Raw genomic sequence first — 23,618 nt, 5'->3', positions numbered from 1 at the left:
GCCCGTGCGGCAGCGCGGGAGCAGATACCGTACGGGCGTCAATTACGCGTCTGGGCACCTCACTTCCGGACACTTCCTTATCGGGGGAATCCCATGACCACGCCGCCTCAGGGCCCGAATCCCTACGGCCAGAGTCCGTACGGCCAGCCGCCATACGGTCAGCAGCCGTACGGCCAGGCCGCCTACCCGCAGGCTCCTCAGGCACCGCAGGCTCCTTACGGTCAGCCTCAGGGTGGATACGCCCACCCCCAGCAGCCGCAGGCACCGTACGGTCAGCCGCCGCAGCAGGGGTATCCGCAAGCACCGCAGCAGCCCTACATGCAGGGCGGAGCGCCCGTACCGCCGCAACCGTCGCGTCCGCAGCGGTCGCCCAAGGCGATCGTGAAGGGCATCTTCGTCGCCGTCGCCCTGATCGGTATCGGGGTGGCCTGGGTGAGCTCGTGGAACGACGCCGACACCGCCAAGGTCGGCGACTGCATGAAGAACAGCGGCAACGAGATCAATCCCGATCTCAAGGTCGTCGGCTGCGGCACCGCAGAGGCCAAGTTCAAGGTGACGGCAGTCCACGCCAACACCACGGACAGGTCTCTCTGCCCCAAGACCGACACGACCTATGCGGAGACCCAGCACCGCCGCCACGGTGGCACCACCCGCTTTGTGCTCTGCCTTCAGGACATCAAGTAGCTAAGAGGCCCCTCCCAGGACACCGCGAGGGCGCTGTTTCACGTGAAACACGGCGGTTCACGACCGGCCGTTTCACGTGAAACAGCGTTCCCGTTCACGTGAAACATCGACGGTTTCACGCTCGCGCGGCCTGAGCGGTCTCAGCCCTGAGCAGCCCACCACTCCTTGAGTGCGGCCACCGCGGCCTCCCGCTCCATGGGGCCGTGCTCCAGCCGCAGCTCCAGCATCTGCTTGTACGCCCTACCGACCTCGGGTCCCGGGCTGATGCCCAGGATCTGCATGATCTCGTTGCCGTCCAGATCCGGGCGGATCGCGTCCAGCTCCTCCTGCTCCTGGAGCCGCGCAATACGCTCCTCCAGCCCGTCATAGGCACGCGACAGGGCCGCGGCCTTGCGCTTGTTGCGTGTGGTGCAGTCCGAGCGCGTCAGCTTGTGCAGGCGCTCCAGCTGCGGGCCGGCGTCGCGTACGTAGCGGCGGACCGCGGAGTCCGTCCACTCACCAGTCCCGTATCCGTGGAAGCGCAGATGCAGCTCCACCAGAAGCGAAACGTCCTTGATCATGTCGTTCGAGTACTTCAGAGCGGACATGCGCTTCTTGGTCATTTTCGCCCCCACCACCTCGTGGTGGTGGAAGGAGACCCGGCCGTCGCTCTCGAAGCGCCGCGTCTTGGGCTTGCCGATGTCGTGCAGCAGTGCCGCCAGCCGCAGCACCAGATCCGGCCCGTTCTCCTCCAGGCCCATGGCCTGCTCCAGGACCGTCAGCGAGTGCTCGTAGACATCCTTGTGGCGGTGATGCTCGTCACTTTCCAGGCGCAGCGCGGGCAGCTCGGGCAGTACCCGGTCCGCCAGCCCGGACTCCACCAGCAGCCGCAGCCCCTGGCGCGGGTTCGCCGCCAGGATCAGCTTGTTCAGCTCGTCGCGCACCCGCTCCGCGGAGACGATCTCGATACGGTCCGACATCGCCTTCATCGCGGCGATGACGTCGGGGGCGACCTCGAAGTCCAGCTGCGCGGCAAAGCGAGCCGCACGCATCATCCGCAGCGGGTCATCGGAGAACGACTCCTGCGGCGTCCCCGGGGTCCGCAGCACACGGGCAGCCAGGTCCTCCAGGCCGTCGTGCGGATCGACGAACTCCTTCTGCGGCAGCAGTACCGCCATGGCGTTCACCGTGAAGTCCCGGCGGACCAGATCGTCCGCGATGGAGTCGCCGTAGGAGACCTCGGGCTTGCGCGAGGTGCGGTCGTACGCCTCGGAACGGTACGTCGTGACCTCGATGTCGAACGATTCCTTCTTGCAGCCGACCGTGCCGAAGGCGATGCCGACCTCCCAGACCGCGTCCGCCCACGGCCGGACGATCTTCAGCACGTCCTCCGGCCGGGCATCGGTGGTGAAGTCCAGGTCGTTGCCGAGCCGGCCGAGCAGCGCGTCCCGGACCGACCCGCCGACCAGGGCAAGCGTGAACCCGGCCTCCTGGAAGCGACGGGCCAGGTCGTCCGCGACGGGGGACACCCGCAGCAGCTCGCTCACGGCACGGCGCTGCACGTGGTTGAGCGCGTTCGTCGGCTGCGGAGCCCGCTCGGACCGCGGGGTGGGGAAGTCATTGTTGGCGTTCGGCACAACAGAAAAGGGTACGTGGCCGCGCCGCGGCCGGCGTCACGTCATGAAAAGGGGACAGGCGTGAGCGGCCCCGGCTTGGCGATCATGTGGAGCACTCCCCGGCACTACGGCGTGCCGGGCCTCGTTACCATTCGTGGACGCACATTCCGACGACCACTGACGACGACGAGGGACGGGCGAGCGCGTGGCCGATGCGGCAGGGTTCCAGGGGACTGAACGGCCGCGTGGTCGATGGCTGCGCAGGACCGTGACACTGCTCACCGGAGTGCCCCTGCTCGTGGGAATGCTGCAGCTCCCGCACCCCCCCTCCGCCCAGGCGGCCCCGACGGGCTCCCGCACGGTCAGCGTCACGATCAACGCGATGTCCCCGTCCGCCCCCGGGAAGGACGACACGGTCACCGTCTCCGGCACGCTCACCAACGACGGCAAGGCCCCGGTCACCGACGCGCATGTCGGACTCCACCGCGGCTCCGCACTCAGCGACCGCAGCTCCATCGAAGCCGTGACACAGCGCACCGGATATCAGCCGGGCGCCGACGGCAAGGAGATCGACGGGCACACCGAGAAGATCGACAAGCTCGATCCGGGCACCAGCAAGCCGTTCACCCTCAGCGTGCCGGTCAAGGACCTCGACCTCGGCAACGACGGTGTGTATCCGCTCGGCGTCACGCTGTCCGGGCACACCCAGAACTCCTCGTACGAGCAGGTCCTCGGCATCGACCGGACCTTCCTCCCCTGGCAGGACGCCGCCCCGGCCAAGAAGACCCAGCTCACGTACCTGTGGCCGCTGATCTCGTCCACGCACCTCACCGCGGAGACCGGCGCCGACGCCCAGCAGACACCGGTCTTCCGCAACGACGATCTCGCGAAGGAGATCGCGCCCGGCGGCCGACTGCACCAGATGGTCACGCTCGGCAAGAACCTCCCGGTGACCTTCGTCATCGATCCCGACCTGCTCGCGACCGCCGACGCGATGACCAAGCCGTACCGGGTGAACGGTCCGGACGGCCCGATGGGCAAGAACCAGGCCGTCGCCAAGCAGTGGCTGAACGATCTCGAAGACGCCGTGAAGGGGCACGAGGTCGTCGCCCTGCCCTTCGGCGACCCCGATCTTGCCTCCCTCGCCCACCACGGCAAGAGCGTGCCCAGCGCGCTCAGCCACCTCGGTCCGGCCACCGAACTCGCCTCGAAGACCGTGGACACGATCCTCGGCGTGAAGCCGCGCACCGACTTCACCTGGCCGGTGAACGGCGCGATCGACTCCTCGGTCGTCGACGTCGCCACGTCGGCCGGTGCACACAACGTCATCACGCGCAGCGACAGCCTGGGCGACAGCGGCCTGCCCTACACCCCGACCGCGGCCCGGCCCATCGGCGGCGGCAACACGGCCATCGTCACCGACGAGCAGCTCTCCCGGGCTTTCGAGGGCGATATGTCGAAGCCGGGGAACGCCGGCCGCGCGATCCAGGAGTTCCTCGCCCAGGCCCAGATGATCGGCCTCCAGGACCCGGAGCAGCAGCGCAGCATCGTCGTCGCGCCGCAGCGGATGCCGTCGGCGAGCCAGGCCGAGACGATGGCCGGCGCGCTGCGGAACCTGGAGTCGGCCGGCTGGACCCAGCCGCTGAAGCTCGGCGATGCGGCCAAGGCCAAGCCCGACCCCGCCGCCAGCCGCCAGATCCCGAGCCGCGCCGCTTACCCGTCCTCGCTGCGCCGCCAGGAGCTCCCCACCGACGCCTTCCGGCAGATCCAGGACACCCAGGCCGCGCTCGACGACTTCCAGGTGATCCTGGCCCAGCCCGAACGCGTGGTCACCCCGTTCGGCAACGCCATAATGCGCGAGATGTCGACGGAGTGGCGGGGCGACCCCAAGGGAGCCGCGAGCTTCCGCGACTCGGTGCGCAGCTACCTCGGCGGTCTGACCAAGAAGGTGCACCTGATCCAGAAGTCGGAGGCGACCCTCTCCGGGCGCAGCGCCACGATTCCGGTGACGGTCCAGAACAACCTGCTCCAGGGCGTCGAGGGCATGACCCTGCGGCTGACCTCGTCCCAGCCCAACCGCCTGGACGTGGGGCCGTCACAGCAGATCAAGGTGGACGGCGGGCACAGCCAGTCCTTCAAGTTCGACACCACGGCGAACGCCAACGGTCGCGCCTGGGTGACGGCCCAGCTCTACACCGCGGACGGCAAGCCCTACGGTGACCCCATGACGTTCCAGGTGAACGTCACGGAGATCACCGCCACTGTGATGCTCGTCATCGCGGGCGGTGTGCTGCTGCTCGTCCTCGCCGGCGTCCGGATCTACCTCCAGCGCAAGCGCGCCGCCACCGAGGACGCCGGGGAAGGACCCGACGACGAGGACAACGACGGTTCCGACGGCGCAGCAGACGCGAACGGCGACAACGGCGGAACGGGCGGCGACAGGCCCGAGCAGCCGAGTGACCGCTCGCCGGACACCGGATCGGAAAAGTCCGGCCCGTCCGGCACAGGTGAGAAAGTGGACCGTTGATACGTGACGGGGCCGGATGGCCGGCGACGGATGAGGTGGGGCAGCGATGAATGCGCCGTATGACGGTGGCCGCGGCCGGGGCGCCCATGGCGATCCCTCGGGGGCGGTCCCTCCGACGCCGCCGTTGCCCGCGGACCAGGACCCTTTTGTCCAGGACTCCTACCGCAACGACCCGCAGCACACGCAGGACCCGACGGGCCAGGATCCGGCGGCTGACGCGTTCTACGACCAGGCCGCATCTCCGCAGGGACAGCCCGCGCACCCCCTCTACCAGCAGCCGCCCGCCCCGCAGGCCCAGACCCAGGCCCAGGCCCACGATCTTTCGTACGGCGATGCCGCCGAGACGATGCAGTTCGCCGGTGGCGAGGAGCTGACCGCCCAGGGCGAGAGCGGGCGTCCCGAGCAGGACGCGTTCGCGCATCTCTTCCGGGATCAGCAGCAGCCCTACGAGGCACCGAGCCCGGCGCCGGCCCCCGCCGCACAGCCGGTGGCCGCCGCGGCGCCCGGTCCGGAGCCCGCACCGCAGCAGGCCCCGGCGGAACCCGAGCCCGCCCCCGTGGCGGCGGCCGGCAAGCAGTCCGGTGGCCGCGCCTCCGGGCTGCTGAAGTCCAGCGCGGTGATGGCCGCCGGCACCATGGTGTCCCGGCTCACCGGCTTCGTCCGCTCGGCGCTGATCGTCGCGGCGCTCGGCGGCGCGGTGCTCGGCGACTCCTGGCAGGTCGCCTACCAGCTGCCGACGATGATCTTCATCCTGACCATCGGCGGCGGCCTGAACTCCGTCTTCGTCCCGCAGCTGGTGCGCGCGATGAAGGAGGACGAGGACGGCGGCGAGGCGTATGCCAACCGGCTGCTGACCCTCGTCATCGTGGTCCTCGGCGCGCTGACGGTACTTGCGGTGTTCGCGGCGCCGCTGCTGGTCAAACTGGTCTCGTTCGACATCTCCCGCGATCCGGCGGCCAACGAGGTCGCCGTCGCCTTCACCCGCTACTGCGTACCCACGATCTTCTTCATGGGTCTGCATGTCGTGATGGGGCAGATCCTCAACGCCCGTGGCCGCTTCGGCGCGATGATGTGGACCCCGGTCCTCAACAACATCGTCATGATCGCCACCTTCGGCCTGTTCATCTGGGTCTACGGCACGGCGAAGACCTCGCACATCGGCGTCACGACCATCCCCACCGAAGGCATCCGGCTGCTCGGCATCGGCACCCTGCTGGGCCTGGTGGTCCAGGCGCTGGCGATGATCCCGTATCTGCGCGACGCCGACTTGAAGCTCCGGCTGCGCTTCGACTGGCGCGGCCACGGCCTGGGCAAGGCCGCCAAGCTCGCCAAGTGGACGGTCCTTTTCGTCCTCGCCAACCAGGCGGGCGTCCTGGTCGTCACCCAGCTCTCGACCTGGGCCGGTAACACCGCCGACCAGCAGGGCCACCCGGGTACCGGCTTCATCTCGTACGCCAGCGCCCAGCTGATCTGGAACATGCCTCAGGCGATCATCACCGTTTCCGTGATGGCGGCACTGCTGCCCCGGCTGGCGCGGTCCGCGCACGACGGCGACACCGGCGCGGTCCGGGACGACATGTCCCAGGGCCTGCGCACCTCGGCCGTCGCCATCGTCCCGATCTCGTTCGGCTTCCTCTCCCTCGGCATCCCGCTGTGCACGCTGGTCTACGGCTCGTCCGGCGCCGGCATCCCGATGGGGTACATGCTGATGGCCTTCGGCGTGGGGCTGATCCCGTTCTCGGTGCAGTACGTCGTCCTGCGCGCCTTCTACGCGTACGAGGACACCCGCACCCCCTTCTACAACACGGTGATCGTCGCCGCCGTCAACGCCGCCGCCTCCGCCCTCTGCTTCCTGGTCCTGCCGGCCCGCTGGGCCGTGATCGGCATGGCGGCCTCCTACGGCCTCGCCTACGTCATCGGCGTCGGCGTGGCCTGGCGCCGGCTGAGCAAGCGGATGGGCGGCGACCTGGACACCGCGCACGTCGTGCGGACGTACGCGCGGTTGGCCGGCGCCAGCATCCCTGCCACGATCATCTCCGGGGCCGTGGTGTACGGCGTCATGCAGGCCCTCGGCAGCGGATTCGTCGGCTCGCTGGCCGGTCTCATCGGCGGTGCCGCCGCACTTCTGGCCGTGTTCTACGTTGCCGCACGCAAAATGCGGATCGAAGAGCTGAATGCCCTGGTCGGCATGGTCCGGTCCAAGCTGGGGCGCTGACGGAGCACAACCATCGACTGCCACCGTGTGTCGTGCATAGTGGCGGACTGTGGGCACAATTGTCTTGGCTCATTGAGCCTGCAACGGATGGGGAGGCAGGAACGACGGTGGCGGAACGGAGCACGGCTGCCGTCGACGTGGCCGACAGGGGCGGCGAGGAGCCGCTGACCGCCAAGGCGGGTCAGGCCACGAGCGACGGCGCGGAGGCCGAGAAGGTATCCGGCAAGGAACAGCACGCCGCGCGCACCGATGAAAAGGGTGCCGAGGCTACCGATTCCAAGCCACCGGAACTGCACAGCGGCCACAAGCTCGCGAGACGCTACCGCCTCGAGGAGTGTGTCACCCGTCTGGACGGATTCAGCAGCTGGCGCGCGGTCGACGAGAAGCTGCGCCGCGCCGTCGGCGTGCACGTCCTGCCCGCCGACCATCCGCGGGCCCGCCCGGTACTCTCGGCGGCCCGGTCCTCCGCGCTCCTCGGCGACCCCCGGTTCGTTCAGGTCCTTGACGCCGTCGAGGAGAACGACCTCGTCTATGTCGTCCATGAGTGGCTACCGGACGCCACCGAGCTGACGACCGTGCTCGCCTCCGGCCCGCTCGAGCCGCACGACGCCTACCAGCTCGTCAGCCAGGTCTCCCAGGCCATGGCCGCCGCGCACCGCGAGGGTCTGGCCCATCTGCGGCTCACCCCCGGCTCGGTGCTGCGCACGGAGTCCGGGCAGTACCGCATCCGCGGCCTCGCGGTCATGGCGGCGCTCCGCGGCATCACGTGCGAGCACCCGCAGCGCACGGACACCGAGGCGATCGGCGCCCTGCTGTACGCCGCCCTGACCCAGCGCTGGCCGTACGAGAACGACGCCTACGGCCTCACCGGCCTGCCGAAGGGCGTCGGGCTGATCGCGCCCGACCAGGTGCGGGCAGGGGTCCACCGCGGGCTGTCCGAGCTCGCCATGCGCGCGGTGAACAACGACGGTGCCACCGCCTCGCGCCAGGAACAGCCGTGCACCACGCCGGAGGAGCTGGCCAAGGCCGTCGCCGCGATGCCCCGCATCCGGCCTCCGGAGACCGCGTTCTCCACCCCGCCGCCGTACCCGCGCAACGGCCACCAGCAGGGCGCGTACGGCCAGTCGTCGACCCGCAGCGGCCAGTCCGGCCGGCCGGCGCAGGCGATCACTCCGCCGCCGCCACCGCTTCAGAGCCGTACCGGCCGGGCGTTGAAGTGGTCCGTCTCCGCGCTGCTCATCGCGGCGCTGGGCCTGGGCAGTTGGCAGCTGGCGGACACCCTGCTGAAGCGGGAGAACGAGGAAGGCCCGGGAACCTCACAGCCGAGCGGCGGCGCGAAGAAGCCCGCGGCAAAGCCCCTCCCAATCAAGGGCGCCACAGAGTTCTCCCCCTTGTCCGCGCCTTTCTCGGGGGAACAAGCGCACAACGCTACGGACAACGACCCAAGTACCGCCTGGGTGACAAAGCGTTTTAAGAGCTGGCCAAACTTCGGAAACCTGCCGTCGCGCGCAGACGGCAGCGGCATCATCGTTGACCTCGGAAGCACCAGGGACATCTCCGAGATACACGTCAGCATGTATCGACCAGGCCAGACTGTGGACATCCGTGCAGCGGCGCCTTCCACAGAGAGCCCGACGAAGCTCAGCGATTTCTCACAACGTCTTTCCAAGTCCCAAAAGGCTGGTGACCGGCTGGACGTGAAACTCGATCAGTCAGTACAGTCTCGGTACGTACTGATCCACATTACGGAACTTCCCACTGATGGAACATCCGATTGGTTCCGGGGCGGCATTTCGGAAATCCAAATCCTCGGCTGACCTTACGGAATATCACCCCAGGGAGCCCATAGAAATCCGACTAGGATTTGTTGATGGATGCTTCATGACAAGCGGCCGGTCAAAGGACGCAACCCGTGGGGCTTGCGTCCGTGAACCGCCCGATACTCCAGTTGCAGTTCGCCATCGCTGCTGGTCAGCATGGAGCTTCGGAGCCTCACGAGATGACGGGGTATCACGTGGGGCGTCCGCGAGGATGCGTACCGACCGGCTCCGCTCGACGAGTTCATCGCCGAAGCCACCCTCGCCCTGCCCCCACCACGGCACCCCGAACCATAAAGGCCACAGCGCTGTTCTATGGTGATCATTAGCGCTCACTGAAATGTGCGCAACCATCAACATTCGCCCGACCGGGCACCTAGGGGAGGCTGTCTTGAAGCGCACTGCGTTTCGCCATGCCGCAACGGCAACTGTGGCCACTACGTTCCTCATCGGCGGGTTGGCAACCGCCACCCCCGCGTCCGCCGCCGGCAACTACAGCTGTGGCAATTGGAAGCAGACCGTCAACTCTTGGAGCGCCACCTGCACCGTCAAGAGCGGCCAGGCGCGCGCCGTCACTGACTGCAGCAACGGCAAGACGATATACGGCGCGTGGATAGGTCGCGGAACGTGGAGGTTCGGGGGCGAGTGCGGCAAGTACTTCGTCGTCGCCCAGGACACTCAGGGACGCGGCTAGCATCACAAGGTGCGATGGCCTTCCGACGAATCGGAAGGCCATCGTTCCGTCCACGAAGACATCAGCTCCAGCACGCAGGTGCACCATTTTCGCACCGGGCAGGAATTCGGATTGAGGTTCTCCCGAGATACGGGAGAGAACTGGCGGCAGGTCAGCCGGAGCTGACAAGAGGAGCTCTGGCCACAGTCGCACCGAGAAAACGCCTCGCTTCGCCACTGCGGAACCTACAGAACTGACTCCCATAGCCCCCTGTGCTCTGGTTCCTATCACCTGAAGTGCTTCATCTTTTTGGACCCAGGGCATGGATGGTTTCCCTGAACAGGTAGAGGAGTCCGGCAAGTTGGTGGCGTCATGCGCCGACCGACATGGCTCCTGGGGCCCACCTCGTGTTATCGGCGGGCGAGGGACATCGCCGCAAGGACACCACCGAACTGGCCGACGTGTCCGCGTGGACCGTGGACCGCACCAAGATTCGGTATGTCGAGTAGTACATCGCCCGCGTCTGACGCGAGGAGAATCTGAAGCCAGGTGTCCGCGGGTGGTCCCGCAGAGCGGCGCCGTGCTGTTGATCGCAACGGCCCGCAAGACCGCTCCGGATCAGGCGATATCGACGGCGCTGTCACCGTGGCACAATCCGCGGGCAGTGCACGATGCGGGCAAGAGCCTGCTGGATGTCGCGCTCGCGGTCGCCGTCGGCGGGGTCTGTCTGGCCGACATGGGCGTGCTGCGGCCGGAAACCGACGTGTTCGGGCCGATGGCCCCGATCCGACCGTCTCCCGGTTGATCGACTCACTCAGGCGGCAAGCGTGCCCTGGCCGCGATCCGCACCGCCCGCGCCGAAGTATGCCAGCGAGTCTGGAAGTTGGTTGTCGCCTCAGCGCCGAACGCCGGTGGGCAGGTGGTCCTGGACCTCGACGGGGTGCTCGTCATCGCGCACTCCGACAAGCAGGAAGCCCACGACCTGAAAGAAGGCCTTCGGCCCCCGCTGATGGGGTTCGTCGACCACGGCCGAGACGGGACCGGAGAGCCAGTGGCGGGACTGCTGTGGCCGGGGAACGCGGGCTCCAACACTGCAAGTGATCACACGCTATCGGCGCGGGCGGCAGACACTCATCCGCTGCGATTCCGGCGGTGGCACCCACCGAGCTCGTAGCCTGGCTCGCCCGGCACCGGCGATGACTGTCTTGGTCGGCATGCCCATCACGGACGCCGCCCACGCCGCAGTCCTGAAGGCCTCGGCCGTCGCACCGGACGGTGAGATCCCCGACGGGACCCTTCACCGATGACGCGGCCGGTTACAAGATCCTGCTCGACCTGCTCGCCGAGTATGGCGACACCGAGGAGAACCCGATCCCGGTCGCCATCGAGACCTCCCGCGGCCTGCTGGTCGCGGTGCTCAGGACCGGCAAACGCAAGGTATTTGCGATCAATCCGATGGCCGCCGCCCGCTACCACGACCGGCACGGCGTCTCGCGCAAGAAGTCCGACTCCGGCTACGCCCCCGTGCTGGCGAACATCCCGCACACCGACATGCACGCCCACCGGCCGCTGCCGCAGGACAGCAACTTGGCCGGCACCGTCACTGTCCTGGCCCGCGCCCAGCAGGACGCCACCAGGAACCGTCAGCAAATCTCCAACCAGCTCCGGTCCCTGCTGCACGAGTACTACTACTACTACCCGACCAAGCTGGCGGCCTTCGAGCCCTGGAACAACGGCCTCTTACCGCCCGGAAGCCCTTGAGGTCCTCAAAGCAGCTCCCACGCCGTCCCGCGCCGCTTCCCTGACACGCACGCAGCCGCAGGCCGCTCTCAAGCGAGCCGGCCGCCAACGCAGCATCGCAACACACAAGCCGACCGGCTTCGGGAGGTGTTCCGCGCCGACTGGGCCCACCAGCCACCCGCGGTCGAAGACGCGCTGGCAAGCAGATGCTCGCATGCTCGCCCTTGTGATCCACCTGGAAGCCGCCTGCACAGCCGCCGAAAACCTGGCCAGGGCGGTGGGGAAGCGTTCCCTCAGCACTCGGACGCTGAGATCATCCTCAGTTTCCCCGGTCCCCGCGTCCAGCTCGGCGCCCGGGTGCTGGCCAAGATCGGCGACGACCGCGCCGGTTCGCGGACGCCCGCGCCCTGAAGGCATACGCCGGCTCCTCGCCCATCACCAGGGCCTCCGGCAAGAAGTCGAGCATCACTCGGCGGTGGGTGAAGAACGACCGGCTCGACCACGCCGGCCACCTCTGGGCCTTCTCCGCCAGCACAGCCTCACCCGGCGCCAAGGCCCACTACCGAGGGCGCCGCGACGACCACGGAGCCTGGCACGCTGCCGCCCAGAGAAACCTCTTCCACCGAATGCTCGACCAGCCCTACCACTGCCTCCAGCACCGCAACCGGTTCGACGAACAAACCGTCTTCCCCGTCGAACTCGCTACCGCCGCTTGACGAGTTGGAACCCTGAGGTGTCTGCTTCGCCACCAACACCAAGAATGTTCCGATCGCGGCGCTGGAGCTGAGGCACAGCCGGCGCGCCCGCTCTGAGCACCGCATCCGCGCCGCACGCGCCCTCGGCCTTAGCAACCTGTCCCTCCACGACGCCGCACAGAAGCCAGACCGGACTGGAGATCGTCCAGTTCGCTCGGACCTACTCGCCTGGATGCCCATGCTCGCCCTCACCGGCAAGGCCCAGACTGTAGGCCCTGCCCTGCGGCTGCGGCTGTTCTCCGCCGCCCGGCTTGTTCACCACCGGACGACGCCGCATCCTCCGGCTCACGAGGCACCGGCCCTGGCCGGACGTGATCACTGACACGACTCGACGCCCTCCCGAACCCTGGCTGACCACCAGCGTCCCGCCCCTACGAGCAGCACCACCCCGGAGCGGTGGAACCCGGCCCCCACCCGACACGACAGCCGGGCCCTCAAACCACCCACAAACAGATTTCTCCTCTCTAAACGAGCAGAAATCGTCCGCCAGAAAGCTAACGGACCCTCATCCAGAATCGAGCTCAGGCGCCCATTCGTCACCAAATCGGGGCACTGCACCCCTTTCGGTCGAGCCTGGTCAGATGCACGGTACTCAATCGGGATGGCGCACGTCGGGAACTCCGCACTAGTGATAGCTCCGGATCGTGCCGGTGAAGTCGTTGTGATTCACACCTGCAGGAATGGAGAAACGCCCTCCAGGTGCAGTTGCCCTTAAGTAAGCGACGGCCGCATATCGGGAGCTCTCATTCTTCATGGAGCGCGCCCCAAAATTAAGGTTGACGCAAACAAGAGGATTATTCATTCCGCACCGTCCCTCACCCTTGTACCAAGTTTGCGAACAGCAGCAGGCCTGCTTGCCTGGGCACTTGAAGTGCGGCCAGAGCTGTCATACCGATCGCAGCCGCCGTAACGAAAACACCCACAGGTCGCGTTGAGTGAGGTTGGATTATTCCGGATCCGCAACGGAGAACGCGACACACGGGCCATTCCGGCCTGCGAGCCAGTCGAAATTGCAACACGAAGCAAATTTCATCGAACAACTTCGGATCTTTGCTAGCCGGGATGGAGTAGAAAGACGAGAATGAGCTGACACTGACGCAATTCTCCTCCCGAGGGTTAAAAGCAGTTACGCACCCTTTAGGGAGCACAGATGGAAGATCACACGTCTACGAATCCATGAGCTCCTAGCAGTCCTCCGCGTCCCTGCCTACCATGAAGAGCGGCGTGTCAGGTTGCTGCAAGCTCGGAGGCCCATAGGTGACGCGGCGACAGGTCGACGATCTTCACCGCGATGTCTTCCGGGGCTCAGCATTTCAAGGATTCCGCCACTGGGCGAGAGGGGGATATGGGTGGGCCTGCTGGACGATTCTAGTGATCAGGACCTCCTCACTCGCCATGTCGCCGGCGACCGCGACGCGTTCGGGGAGATCGTCCGGCGGCATCGCGACCGGCTCTGGGCGGTGGCACTGCGGACCCTCGGCGATCGTGAGGAAGCCGCCGATGCCGTGCAGGACGCGCTGGTCTCTGCCTATCGCGCCGCACACTCCTTCCGCGGCCAGTCCGCCGTGACGACCTGGCTGCACCGCATCACGGTCAATGCCTGTCTGGACCGGGCCCGCAAAGCCGCCTCGCGCCGCACCTCTCCGGTCGCCGAGACCGAGCGCCTGGAGCAGCTTCTCGACCCCGAGGAGTCCGCAGCCCTCCCGGCCGAGCGCCAGGACCTGCACCGGGAACTGCTCAGCGCGCTGCGCACCCTCCCAGAGGAGCAGCGCGCCGCCCTCGTGCTCGTCGATATGCAGGGATACTCCGTCGCGGAGGCCGCCGAGATCCTCGGCGTCCCGACCGGGACGGTGAAGAGCCGATGTTCACGCGGCCGAGCTCGCCTCCTGCCCTTGGTCACCCATCTGCGCGGCGACGACGGGGGTAGCAAGCCCGCGAGCGGGGGAAGGAACCGGGCGCAGGGGACATCCGTCCCACCGACGGCAGGACCGAAGGGAACAGGTGCCGTGAAGGGCGGAGGTGGGCGAGCGTGACGTCGACGACCGGCACGGGTGAGCACCCGGAGGTCTCCGAGATCTCCGATCTCACAGATGGGCTGCTGTCGCCCTCTCGCACCGCGGATCTGCGAGATCACCTCGCGACCTGCGCGCTGTGCGAAGAAGTCTATGCCTCCTTGGAGGAAATCCGGGGGCTGCTCGGCACGCTCCCCGGGCCGATGCGGATGCCGGCCGATGTCGCCGGCCGCATCGATGCGGCCCTCGCGGCCGAGGCTCTGCTGGACTCCACCGCTGCCGGGCCCGAGTCGCTCGTTTCACGTGAAACGTCGACGGTTTCACGTGAAACACCGAAGGCCGCCGTCACCGTTTCACGTGAAACCGAAACGGAAGCGCCCCGACGCGAAACGCCTCCCGCCCGCCCGGCCGGCCGGCCCCGTGGCGCCTCCGGACCGGGCCGTCAGACACCGCGGCGCCCGGCGCGCTCGCGGCTGTGGCCCCGGGTTCTCCTCGGCACCGTGGCAGCAGCAGCAGTGTTCGGCATCGGCGGCCTCCTCATGCAGAGCGCCACTACCAGCGGCACCCAGGCCGGCAAGCAGGGCAGCGTGTCCTCGGCCGGCGCGGCTGGTTCGGGCGGGCTGACCGCCGCATCGCTCGAATCGCATGTCCACGATCTGCTCGCGTCCACGCAGTCGCACAAGGTGCCGGAGATCGGGACCCGCAGCTCTCCCCAAACGCCGCTGCGCGGCGAGGCCAATACCGTCCCGTCGTGCGTGCGTGAGGGCATCGGACGTCCCGAGACCCCGCTGGCGTCGAGCCACAGCATGTACGAGGGCAAGGACGCCTTCCTCGTGGTGCTGCCGCATCCGTCCGACCCGAAGAGTGTCTCCGCCTATGTCGTCACTGCCTCGTGCGTCTCGGCCTCGCCGCCAGCGCCCGGGAAGGTCCTGCTGACCCACTCGTATCGGCGAGACTGAGATACGGGATGTGCGCTGTGGCACTCCGGGAATGCTCGCCCCTTAGGATCCGTTGGGTGGGGTGAGAGTTCCGAGACCCCAGCAAGCCGTCGGCAGAGACAAGGAAGACACCCGTGAGCGACGTCCGCAACGTGATCATCATCGGCTCCGGGCCCGCGGGATATACCGCAGCGCTCTACACCGCCCGCGCGTCCCTGAACCCTCTGGTCTTCGAAGGCGCCGTCACCGCCGGCGGTGCGCTGATGAACACCACCGACGTGGAGAACTTCCCCGGCTTCCGCGACGGCATCATGGGGCCGGATCTGATGGACAACATGCGCGCCCAGGCCGAGCGCTTCGGCGCCGAGCTTGTGCCGGACGACATCGTCTCGGTCGACCTCTCCGAGGAGATCAAGACCGTCACCGACACCGCGGGCACGGTGCACCGTGCCAAGGCAGTCATCGTGGCCACGGGCTCCCAGCACCGCAAGCTCGGTCTGCCCCGTGAGGACGAGTTGTCCGGCCGTGGTGTCTCCTGGTGCGCGACCTGCGACGGGTTCTTCTTCAAGGACCAGGACATCGCCGTCATCGGTGGCGGCGACACCGCGATGGAGGAGGCCACCTTCCTCTCGCGCTTCGCCAAGTCCGTCACGGTCGTCCACCGCCGCGACGCTCTGCGGGCCAGCAAGGCGATGCAGGAGCGTGCCTTCGCCGACCCGAAGATCAAGTTCGTGTGGGACAGCGAGGTTGCCGAGATCCACGGCGAGAACAAGCTCTCCGGCCTGACCCTGCGCAACGTCAAGTCCGGCGAGACGTCCGAGCTTCCGGTCACCGGGCTCTTCATCGCGATCGGCCACGACCCGCGGACCGAGCTGTTCAAGGGCCAGCTGAACTTGGACGACGACGGCTACCTCAAGGTCGAGGCACCCAGCACCCGGACGAACCTGGCGGGTGTCTTCGCCTCCGGCGACGTGGTCGACCACACCTACCGCCAGGCGATCACGGCGGCCGGCACCGGCTGCTCCGCCGCTCTCGACGCCGAGCGGTTCCTCGCGGCTCTCTCGGATGGCGAGGCCACGGCCGAGCCGGACAAGACCCCCTCCGCCTGACTTGCCCACCCTCAGCTTCCCACCACCCACCCCATGAAGGAGATAGCCATGGCCGGCGCCACGGTAACCGTGACGGACGACAATTTCGAAGAGGTCGTTCTCAAGAGCGACAAGCCCGTCCTCGTGGACTTCTGGGCCACCTGGTGCGGTCCGTGCCGCCAGATCGCCCCCTCCCTGGAGGCCATTGCCGCCGAGCATGACGAGATCGTCATCGCGAAGCTGAACACCGACGAGAACCCGGCGACCACCGCTAAGTACGGCGTCATGTCCATCCCGACCATGAACGTCTACAAGGGCGGCGAGGTCGTCAAGACCATCGTCGGTGCCAAGCCGAAGGCCGCCATCGAGCGCGACCTCGCGGACTACCTCGCCTGAGGTACGCCGTCACGTTTCACGTGAAACAGGCCCGCCCCCTCCGTGGGGGCGGGCCTGTTTCACGTGAAACGTGACACGTGGACCATCTCAGAGCGGCCGGAGGGCAGGCTCCTTCTGGACCGCCCCGAGCAGCCGGTCCAATGCAAGCTCCACATCTTCCTTCCACGAGATCGTGCTCCGCAGTTCGAGCCGCAGCCGCGGAAAGCGGGGATGGGGGCGGACGGTCTTGAAGCCCACCGCGAGAAGATGATCGGCAGGCAGCACACAGGCCGGTTCGGTCCAGCGGGCATCGCCGAACGCCTCAATGGCCTTGAAACCGCGCTGGATCAGATCCTTGGCGACCGTCTGCACCATCACCCGGCCCAGCCCCTGCGCCTGGTAACCAGGCGTCAGCCATGCCGTCAGCAACTGCACGGCGTCCGGCGACACCGGACTGGTCGGGAAGGCCAGAGAGCGCGGCACATAAGCCGGCGGGGCATACATGACGAACCCGACCGGCACCTCGTCGACATAGACGACGCGCCCGCAGGACCCCCACTCCAGCAGTACCGCCGAGATCCAGGCTTCTTTCTCCAGCTCCGGCCGGCCCGCCTTTACCGCGGCTTCGCCGCTGACGGGGTCGAGCTCCCAGAAGACGCAGGAGCGACAGCGCTTGGGGAGATCCGGAAGGTTGTCCAGCGTGAGCGGTACGAGCCGACGGCCCATGGAACCAGGTCCTCGCTTCCCTCGCCTGCCGCACCACGCAGCGCAGTCAGCGCCGCCTGCTCCCTGAGCAGACCACCAACGAACCCTCCGATGGCCGCAAGGCCGAAGCCCGCCGCCAGCAGTCCGGTGCGGCTCACTGATCGCATGGCCCTCTCCTCGATGTGAGGTCTCTCCACGTGGATGCGTGCCATACCCGATCGCATCGTATCCACCCTTTACGGGCACGGGTACTGCCGGAAAGCAAAGGGCGGGCCGTGTTCCGGTATCCACTCCGGAACACGGCCCGCCTTGGGGCCGAATGGATCAGCTCACTCTTCTTCGTCGCTCTCCTCGGACAGCGACTTTCCCAGCACCGGCCCCTCGCCGGGAGCGAGGGTGCCGAGGATCCGCTCCAGATCGTCCATGGAGGCGAACTCGACGACGATCTTTCCCTTCTTCTGGCCGAGGTCGACCTTCACCCGGGTCTCGAACCGATCGGATAGCCGGGAGGCAAGACCGGTGAGCGCGGGGGACACCCGGGCGCCGGCCCGCGGTCCCTTCGCCTTGCTCGCGCTCTTGGGATTCGAGCCCATGAGCGTCACGATCTCCTCGACCGAGCGGACCGACAGCCCCTCCGCCACGATCCGGCGCGCGAGCTGGTCCTGCTCTTCCGAGTCCTCCAGGGACAGCAGGGCACGGGCATGCCCGGCGGAGAGCACCCCGGCCGCAAGCCGCTTCTGCACGGCCGGCGACAGCTTCAGCAGCCGCAGCGTGTTGGAGACCTGCGGACGTGAACGTCCGATCCTGTCGGCCAGCTCGTCATGCGTGCATTTGAAGTCCTGCAGCAGCTGGTCGTAGGCGGCAGCCTCCTCCAGCGGATTGAGCTGAGCCCGGTGCAGATTCTCCAGCAGCGCATCGAGCAGCAGCCGCTCGTCTTCCGTGGCCCGCACGATGGCGGGGATCTTCTCCAGCCCAGCCTCACGGGATGCCCGCCAGCGCCGCTCGCCCATGATGAGCTCGTAGCTGCCGGGCGCGATCTGACGGACCACCACCGGCTGGAGCAGCCCCACCTCCTTGATGGAGGTGACCAGTTCCGCTAGGGCATCCTCGTCGAAAACCTCACGGGGCTGCCGCGGATTCGGCCGGATCGCATCCAGCGGCACCTCGGCGAAGTGGGCACCCGCTACCTCTGACGCGGCTTCCGCGGACTTCTCCGCTTCGGCCGGTGCCCCTGTTTCACGTGAAACACCGGGTGTCGGCAGCGAAGCGACCTTGGCAGCCGCTACTCCTCGATCCGTGGCCAGAACCGGTACGGACGACGGTGACGTCGCTCCCCGTCCCCCCGTGGGCCCGGCAGAGTCCGTGTTCTGCGGTGCCGCGGGGATCAGCGCACCGAGCCCACGGCCCAGCCCTCTACGTCGTTCGCTCACTGATTCCCCTCCGAAATGCTGTGCTGTGCTTCGTAGTTCACACTCAGGCCCTGGCCTCCGGTCTGCGGAGCGCCACGCAACGCGATCTCTCTGGCCGCTTCGAGATACGAGAGCGCGCCACTGGATCCCGGGTCATAGGTGAGCACTGTCTGCCCGTAGCTGGGTGCCTCGGAGATGCGCACCGAGCGGGGGATGCTCGTACGGAGCACCTCGCTGCCGAAGTGGCTGCGCACCTCATCGGCGACCTGTGACGCGAGCCGGGTACGCCCGTCGTACATCGTGAGCAGAATCGTCGAGACATGGAGCTTGGGGTTGAGATGCCCTCGCACCAGGTCGACGTTTCGCAGCAGCTGCCCCAGGCCCTCCAGCGCGTAGTACTCGCACTGAATCGGGATCAGGACCTCGGCGCCGGCGACCAGAGCGTTCACGGTCAGCAGCCCCAGCGAGGGCGGACAGTCGATGAGGATGTAATCCAGCGGCTGCTCATACGCCTTGATGGCCCGGTCCAGCCGGCTCTCGCGCGCGACCAGTGAAACCAACTCGATCTCGGCACCGGCCAGATCGATCGTGGCGGGGGCGCAGAAAAGGCCCTCCACTTCCACCACCGGCTGCACCACGTCGGAGAGGGGCTTGCTCTCGACCAGCACGTCGTAGATGGACGGCACTTCGGCGTGGTGGTCGATGCCCAGAGCAGTCGACGCGTTGCCCTGGGGGTCGAGGTCTATCACCAGAACCCGGGCCCCGTGCAGCGCCAGCGAGGCCGCGAGGTTCACCGTGGTGGTGGTCTTGCCGACCCCGCCCTTCTGGTTGGCGACCACCATGACCCGGGTCTGTTCCGGTCGGGGAAGCGCCTCACCCCCGTGGCCAATTGCCTCTACCGCCAGCTGAGCTGCACGACCGATCGGGGTGTTGTCCATCGGGGGCGGCGTTTCACGTGAAACGTCGTCCCCGAACGACTCGCTACGGGGACCGGGGACCGGATCGGTCATCGGTCCCGCGATGTTGGCGTCGGACCGCAAGGATTCACTCTCCTCGACATCAGGCTCGCAATGGTCAGAGCCTGCCATGCTTTCGGCGCCGTGAACCAGTGAGGTCCGTTCTCCTGTGGATGAATCCACATCTGTGGATACTTTCGTGCCCCTTGCGGGTCTCCGGTCGTGCGGCGCGGCAGCCGCACGACCACGGCCGATGATCCCTTGCAGCAGAGAACGACGTTTCACGTGAAACACGATGCCAGCGCCGCGTCCGATTAAGTCGCGACACTCCGTCTTGTGGCTTTTTATGGCGCTTGCGGAATTCGTCCTATCCGCTATTTCGCGGATAGCTACGCCCACCGCATTACAGCCGGCCGGCACCTCTCCGGCGTCCGGGCATCAACGCCGGCGGCCCCTCGCCGCCCGGCTGACACGCGCCGCCTTCGCCCTCTTCGCCGCGAAGCGCACACCGCCGGGGCTCTCGCCCACCTCGACCCGCACCACGGTCGACGGCGGATCAACCACGCCCTCGCCCACCTGCACGATCGAGGTCTCGACCACACCGAGCTTGCTCAGCGCCGCGCGTGCCGCCTTGAGCTCCTCCTCCGCCGTGTCGCCCTTGAGCGCCAGCATCTCGCCGTACGGACGGAGCAGCGGAACACCCCAGCCGGCCAGCCGGTCCAGCGGCGCGACCGCCCGCGCGGTCACCACATGCACCTGCGGAAGCTTGCCCATGACCTCTTCGGCCCGGCCCCGGACGACCGTGACATGGTCCAGCCCGAGCAGCTCGACCACTTCCTGAAGGAAGTTCGTCCGCCGCAGCAGCGGCTCCAGGAGTGTGATCCTCAGGTCCGGACGCACCAGCGCCAACGGGATACCGGGCAGCCCTGCCCCCGAACCCACATCACAGACCGAGACGCCCTCCGGCACGACCTCGGAGAGCACCGCGCAGTTGAGCAGGTGCCGCTCCCACAGCCGCGGAACCTCGCGTGGACCGATCAGCCCGCGCTTCACACCCGCGTCGGCGAGCAGTTCGCCGTACCGTACGGCCTCCGGAAAGCGCTCGCCGAATACCTCCTGCGCCGTTTTCGGCGCAGGAGGGAGCTCCGCTGCTGCCTCCGTCACGGGAACCGCCCTTCCTCTGGGACTGCTTTTCCTGCCGGGCCCCGGGCTGCTCCCGGGGGTATCACAGAAGGCTGACAAGTTTTGGCCCCGCCTGCGAGCAGACGGGGCCAAGAAAGACTGAGCGCTGAGCGATCAGGCCGGAAGGACAACCACTCGGCGCTGCGGCTCCTCGCCCTCGGACTCGCTCTGCAGCCCGGCCGCGGCCACCGCGTCGTGCACGACCTTGCGCTCGAACGGCGTCATCGGGTCGAGCTTCACCGGCTGCCCGGTGCTCTTGGCCTCCGCCGCCGCGTTCGCGCCGATCTTGGTGAGCTCCTCGCGCTTACGCGCCCGGAAGCCGGCGATGTCCAGCATCAGACGGCTGCGGTCACCGGTCTCGCGGTGCACGGCAAGCCGCGTCAGCTCCTGCAGCGCCTCCAGCACCTCGCCGTCCCGGCCCACCAGCTTCTGGAGATCACGGCTGGTCGAATCGCTGATGATCGACACCGCGGCGCGGTCAGCCTCGACATCCATGTCGATGTCACCGTCGAGGTCCGCGATGTCCAGCAGGCCTTCGAGGTAGTCGGCCGCGATCTCGCCTTCCTGCTCCAGGCGGGTCAGGGTGTCGGTGCCCTTGGTGGCAGGGGTCGTGTCCGTCACGGAAGGACTCCTTCTTACTTCTTGGACGGGTGCTTGGGGCGCTGCTGGCCCTTGCGCTGCCCGGACTTGGTGGAACGGGATCCGGAGCCGCCCTTGCCGGGCGTCTCGCCGGTCCCCTCACTGTCCTGCGCGGACGCCTTCGAGGAGCGAGCAGCCGTACCACCCGACGCCGAGCCGGCACGCGTACGGTTCTGCGCGCCACCCGTCGGGGCGCCGGTGCCGGCCTGCCGCTTTGCCTTCGTCTGGCGCTTGGGCTGCTGGCGGTTCTGGCGGGCCTCCTCGGCGGCCTTCTTCGCCTCGATCTCGGCGGGGCTCTCGACGAGCTTGCCCTTGGCGCGCAGCCGCTCCTGACGCTCGGTGAACGCCTTGCTGCCCGGGGTGGGGTTACGGCGGATGACGAACATCTGCTGGCCCATGGTCCACACGTTGGTGGTCAGCCAGTAGACGAGCACACCGACGGGGAAGTTGATACCGAAGACGGCGAACATGACCGGGAAGACGTACATCAGCATCTTCTGCTGCTGCATGAACGGCGTCTTCACCGTGAGGTCGACGTTCTTGGTCATCAGCTGGCGCTGGGTGTAGAACTGCGACGCCGACATCAGGACGATCATGATGATCGTGACGACGCGGACGTCGGTCAGCGAAGCGCCGAGGCTCTGGATCTTCGCCGCGCTGTCCATGAACTTCGCCGCGAGCGGGGCACCGAAGATGTGCGCCTTCTGCGCGCTCGCCAGCAGCGACTGGTCAATGACGCCGACCGTCTTGTTCTGGGCGATGTGGCTGAGGACCTGGTACAGCGAGATGAAGAACGGCGACTGGGCCAGAATCGGGAGACAGCTCGAGAGCGGGTTGGTGCCCGTCTCCTTGTAGAGCTTCATCATCTCTTCGGACTGGCGCTGCTTGTCGCTCTTGTAGCGCTCCTGGATCGCCTTCATCTTCGGCTGGAGCGCCTGCATGTTCCGCGTCGACTTGATCTGCTTCACGAAGAGCGGGATCAAGCAGACACGGATCAGCACCACCAGCGAAACGATGGACAGACCCCACGCAGCTCCACTGTCCCGATCAAAGACAAGGCTGTAGAACGAGTGGAACTGGACGATGATCCAGGAAACTGCGTAATAGAGAGGACCGAGGATCGTGTCCACGAATCAGGCTCCTTGGGCGTTGGGCTGAGTCTCGGGCTGGGCGACAGGCTCAGGGACGGTGGGCCCGCCCAGGCGGCTCCTCAGCCGCTGATGCCAAACCGGACGCTTCCGGGGAGGGACGTGGTCGACGCCACCGAGCGACCACGGGTTGCACCGCAGGATGCGCCAGGCCGTGAGCGCAGTCCCTTTCACCGCGCCGTGCCGGTCGATGGCCGTATAGCCATAGTGCGAGCACGACGGGTAGTACTTGCAGACCGGCCCCAGCAGGGGGCTGATGGTCCACTGGTAAATCTTGATCAAAAGCAGCAGCGGGTACTTCACTGTGCGCTCCCTCCCGGGTCCCGTCCGGGGTTCCGGGGGCCCGCGGCGGAGCCGCCGTCGGTCACAGCCCCTGGGGGATTGCCGCCTTTCGGCGCCTCTCCCAGCAGCCGCGCGAGCGCGGCGTCCAGGTCGCGGGCCAGCTGATCGTGATCCGCGTCCCCCGCGCCGGGCAGGGCCCGTACGACAACCAGGCTACCGGCGGGGAGCCGGTCCAGCCGGTCGCGCATGAGGTGGCGAAGCCTCCGCTTGACCTTGTTGCGAACGACGGCGATACCAACGGCCTTGCTGACGACGAAACCCGCACGCGCCGGGGGAACGCATTCCCCCGCTGCGTGCGGGTCCGTTGCACCGCTACGAAGATGAACGACAAGGAGCGGGCGCCCGGCCCTGCGTCCCCGGCGTACCGCGGTCGCAAAGTCCTCGCGCCGCCTCAGCCGATGTTCGGTAGGCAGCACGTCATGGACCTAGGGTCAGGCTGCTCAGGCCGACAGGCGGGCGCGACCCTTGCCACGGCGGGACGCGAGGATCGCGCGGCCGGCGCGGGTCCGCATGCGCAGACGGAAGCCGTGGGTCTTCGCACGACGGCGGTTGTTCGGCTGGAAGGTGCGCTTGCTCACTCGGGGGCTCCAGGAATCCTTGTTGTCTCTAGGAGACAGATGTGGGGCGTCGACTGGCTGTCACCGTGCGCCCACGAGTAGCTCGCAACGCCCGAGTGCACCGCTACACGATCACTTGAGCGCGATCTTTGCCCATCGGAGGCAGGCGGCAGCAGCCATCGACAACTCGACCTGGTCACGGTACGCGCGGCTACGTCATCCGGTCAAACCGGCTCCATGGCAGCGCGGACGCCCCTCGCC

At 67.5% G+C, this 23,618-nt stretch carries 19 protein-coding genes and 3 pseudogenes; 12 read left to right on the top strand and 10 right to left on the bottom strand.

Features of this window, described 5'->3' with window-relative positions; translation table 11 throughout:
- Window positions 1-93: 93 nt before the first annotated feature.
- Window positions 94-684, top strand: coding sequence for an LppU/SCO3897 family protein (locus tag RZ84_RS35560; protein WP_043265231.1), 591 nt, complete (start codon window positions 94-96; stop codon window positions 682-684).
- A gap of 140 nt (window positions 685-824) precedes the next feature.
- Here the strand turns inward: RZ84_RS35560 and RZ84_RS18490 are convergent, their stop codons facing one another.
- Complete coding sequence (locus tag RZ84_RS18490) at window positions 825-2,300, bottom strand: CCA tRNA nucleotidyltransferase (RefSeq protein ID WP_043265230.1); 1,476 nt, start codon at window positions 2,298-2,300, stop codon at window positions 825-827.
- Between the two features lie 247 nt (window positions 2,301-2,547).
- Between RZ84_RS18490 and RZ84_RS18485 the strand changes: the two genes are divergently transcribed.
- The 11 genes and pseudogenes from RZ84_RS18485 (at window position 2,548) to trxA (ending at window position 16,440) form a co-directional block, all read left to right on the top strand.
- Window positions 2,548-4,806 (top strand): DUF6049 family protein, encoded by a 2,259-nt coding sequence (locus tag RZ84_RS18485; protein ID WP_043265229.1) that lies wholly within the window; start codon window positions 2,548-2,550, stop codon window positions 4,804-4,806.
- Window positions 4,807-4,852: 46 nt separating this feature from the next.
- Window positions 4,853-7,021 (top strand): murein biosynthesis integral membrane protein MurJ, encoded by a 2,169-nt coding sequence (gene murJ, locus RZ84_RS18480; RefSeq protein ID WP_043265228.1) that lies wholly within the window; start codon window positions 4,853-4,855, stop codon window positions 7,019-7,021.
- Between the two features lie 107 nt (window positions 7,022-7,128).
- Window positions 7,129-8,838 (top strand): protein kinase family protein, encoded by a 1,710-nt coding sequence (locus RZ84_RS18475; protein ID WP_043265227.1) that lies wholly within the window; start codon window positions 7,129-7,131, stop codon window positions 8,836-8,838.
- Window positions 8,839-9,295: 457 nt separating this feature from the next.
- A complete protein-coding gene (locus RZ84_RS18470) occupies window positions 9,296-9,532 on the top strand; it encodes a hypothetical protein (RefSeq protein WP_241777755.1) in 237 nt (78 codons plus the stop codon).
- A 448-nt stretch (window positions 9,533-9,980) separates the two neighbouring features.
- Window positions 9,981-10,803, top strand: a pseudogene (locus RZ84_RS41370) (transposase); the annotation flags it as partial.
- A gap of 7 nt (window positions 10,804-10,810) precedes the next feature.
- A pseudogene (locus tag RZ84_RS18460) lies at window positions 10,811-11,967 on the top strand (transposase); the annotation flags it as partial.
- Between the two features lie 22 nt (window positions 11,968-11,989).
- Window positions 11,990-12,321 (top strand): annotated as a pseudogene (locus tag RZ84_RS41365) (IS1380 family transposase); the annotation flags it as partial.
- 1,034 nt (window positions 12,322-13,355) lie between these two features.
- Window positions 13,356-14,039, top strand: a complete 684-nt coding sequence (gene sigM, locus RZ84_RS18455) for an RNA polymerase sigma factor SigM (protein WP_198540009.1) — start codon at window positions 13,356-13,358, stop codon at window positions 14,037-14,039.
- On the top strand, window positions 14,036-14,977 hold the full coding sequence (locus RZ84_RS18450) for an anti-sigma factor family protein (protein ID WP_043265225.1): 942 nt from the start codon (window positions 14,036-14,038) through the stop codon (window positions 14,975-14,977). The genes sigM and RZ84_RS18450 overlap by 4 nt, the downstream gene beginning before the upstream one ends.
- 113 nt (window positions 14,978-15,090) lie before the next feature.
- Window positions 15,091-16,065, top strand: a complete 975-nt coding sequence (gene trxB, locus RZ84_RS18445) for a thioredoxin-disulfide reductase (RefSeq protein ID WP_043265224.1) — start codon at window positions 15,091-15,093, stop codon at window positions 16,063-16,065.
- A gap of 48 nt (window positions 16,066-16,113) precedes the next feature.
- The gene (gene trxA, locus RZ84_RS18440; protein WP_043265223.1) at window positions 16,114-16,440 is read left to right on the top strand and encodes a thioredoxin; all 327 of its coding nucleotides are present in this window, start codon (window positions 16,114-16,116) and stop codon (window positions 16,438-16,440) included.
- Window positions 16,441-16,527: 87 nt separating this feature from the next.
- On the opposite strand, the gene RZ84_RS18435 is transcribed toward trxA, so the two are convergent.
- From RZ84_RS18435 to rpmH, 9 genes are all read right to left on the bottom strand, one after another.
- On the bottom strand, window positions 16,528-17,145 hold the full coding sequence (locus RZ84_RS18435) for a GNAT family N-acetyltransferase (protein ID WP_043265222.1): 618 nt from the start codon (window positions 17,143-17,145) through the stop codon (window positions 16,528-16,530).
- Window positions 17,146-17,453: 308 nt separating this feature from the next.
- Window positions 17,454-18,554, bottom strand: a complete 1,101-nt coding sequence (locus tag RZ84_RS18430) for a ParB/RepB/Spo0J family partition protein (RefSeq protein ID WP_078893904.1) — start codon at window positions 18,552-18,554, stop codon at window positions 17,454-17,456.
- The gene (locus RZ84_RS18425; RefSeq protein ID WP_078893903.1) at window positions 18,551-19,621 is read right to left on the bottom strand and encodes an AAA family ATPase; all 1,071 of its coding nucleotides are present in this window, start codon (window positions 19,619-19,621) and stop codon (window positions 18,551-18,553) included. The genes RZ84_RS18430 and RZ84_RS18425 overlap by 4 nt, the downstream gene beginning before the upstream one ends.
- 306 nt (window positions 19,622-19,927) lie before the next feature.
- Window positions 19,928-20,653, bottom strand: a complete 726-nt coding sequence (gene rsmG / locus RZ84_RS18420) for a 16S rRNA (guanine(527)-N(7))-methyltransferase RsmG (RefSeq protein ID WP_043265220.1) — start codon at window positions 20,651-20,653, stop codon at window positions 19,928-19,930.
- A gap of 132 nt (window positions 20,654-20,785) precedes the next feature.
- Complete coding sequence (locus tag RZ84_RS18415; RefSeq protein WP_043265219.1) at window positions 20,786-21,292, bottom strand: Jag family protein; 507 nt, start codon at window positions 21,290-21,292, stop codon at window positions 20,786-20,788.
- Between the two features lie 14 nt (window positions 21,293-21,306).
- The gene (yidC, locus tag RZ84_RS18410; protein WP_043265218.1) at window positions 21,307-22,440 is read right to left on the bottom strand and encodes a membrane protein insertase YidC; all 1,134 of its coding nucleotides are present in this window, start codon (window positions 22,438-22,440) and stop codon (window positions 21,307-21,309) included.
- A 3-nt stretch (window positions 22,441-22,443) separates the two neighbouring features.
- Window positions 22,444-22,761 (bottom strand): membrane protein insertion efficiency factor YidD, encoded by a 318-nt coding sequence (yidD, locus tag RZ84_RS18405; RefSeq protein WP_006604423.1) that lies wholly within the window; start codon window positions 22,759-22,761, stop codon window positions 22,444-22,446.
- Window positions 22,758-23,216: a ribonuclease P protein component gene (gene rnpA / locus RZ84_RS18400; protein WP_043265217.1), complete on the bottom strand. Its 459-nt coding sequence runs from the start codon at window positions 23,214-23,216 to the stop codon at window positions 22,758-22,760. Before rnpA ends, yidD begins: the two co-directional genes overlap by 4 nt.
- Before the next feature lie 24 nt (window positions 23,217-23,240).
- Window positions 23,241-23,378, bottom strand: a complete 138-nt coding sequence (gene rpmH / locus RZ84_RS18395) for a 50S ribosomal protein L34 (protein WP_003949374.1) — start codon at window positions 23,376-23,378, stop codon at window positions 23,241-23,243.
- Between the last annotated feature and the right edge of the window lie 240 nt (window positions 23,379-23,618).

It is taken from the genome of Streptomyces sp. CT34 (assembly GCF_000805335.1).
In the GTDB taxonomy this organism is placed as follows: domain Bacteria; phylum Actinomycetota; class Actinomycetes; order Streptomycetales; family Streptomycetaceae; genus Streptomyces.
The sequence above is the reverse complement of the archived record's forward strand: the minus strand, read 5'-3'. Positions and strand labels throughout refer to the sequence as shown.

Bases quoted from the DNA above. Each gene is read 5' to 3' on its own strand.
- RZ84_RS35560 (WP_043265231.1), top strand. From the start codon at position 94: ATGACCACGCCGCCTCAGGGCCCGAATCCCTACGGCCAGAGTCCGTAC.
- murJ (WP_043265228.1), top strand. From the start codon at position 4,853: ATGAATGCGCCGTATGACGGTGGCCGCGGCCGGGGCGCCCATGGCGAT.
- trxA (WP_043265223.1), top strand. From the start codon at position 16,114: ATGGCCGGCGCCACGGTAACCGTGACGGACGACAATTTCGAAGAGGTC.
- RZ84_RS18435 (WP_043265222.1), bottom strand. From the start codon at position 17,145: ATGGGCCGTCGGCTCGTACCGCTCACGCTGGACAACCTTCCGGATCTC.
- RZ84_RS18425 (WP_078893903.1), bottom strand. From the start codon at position 19,621: ATGGCAGGCTCTGACCATTGCGAGCCTGATGTCGAGGAGAGTGAATCC.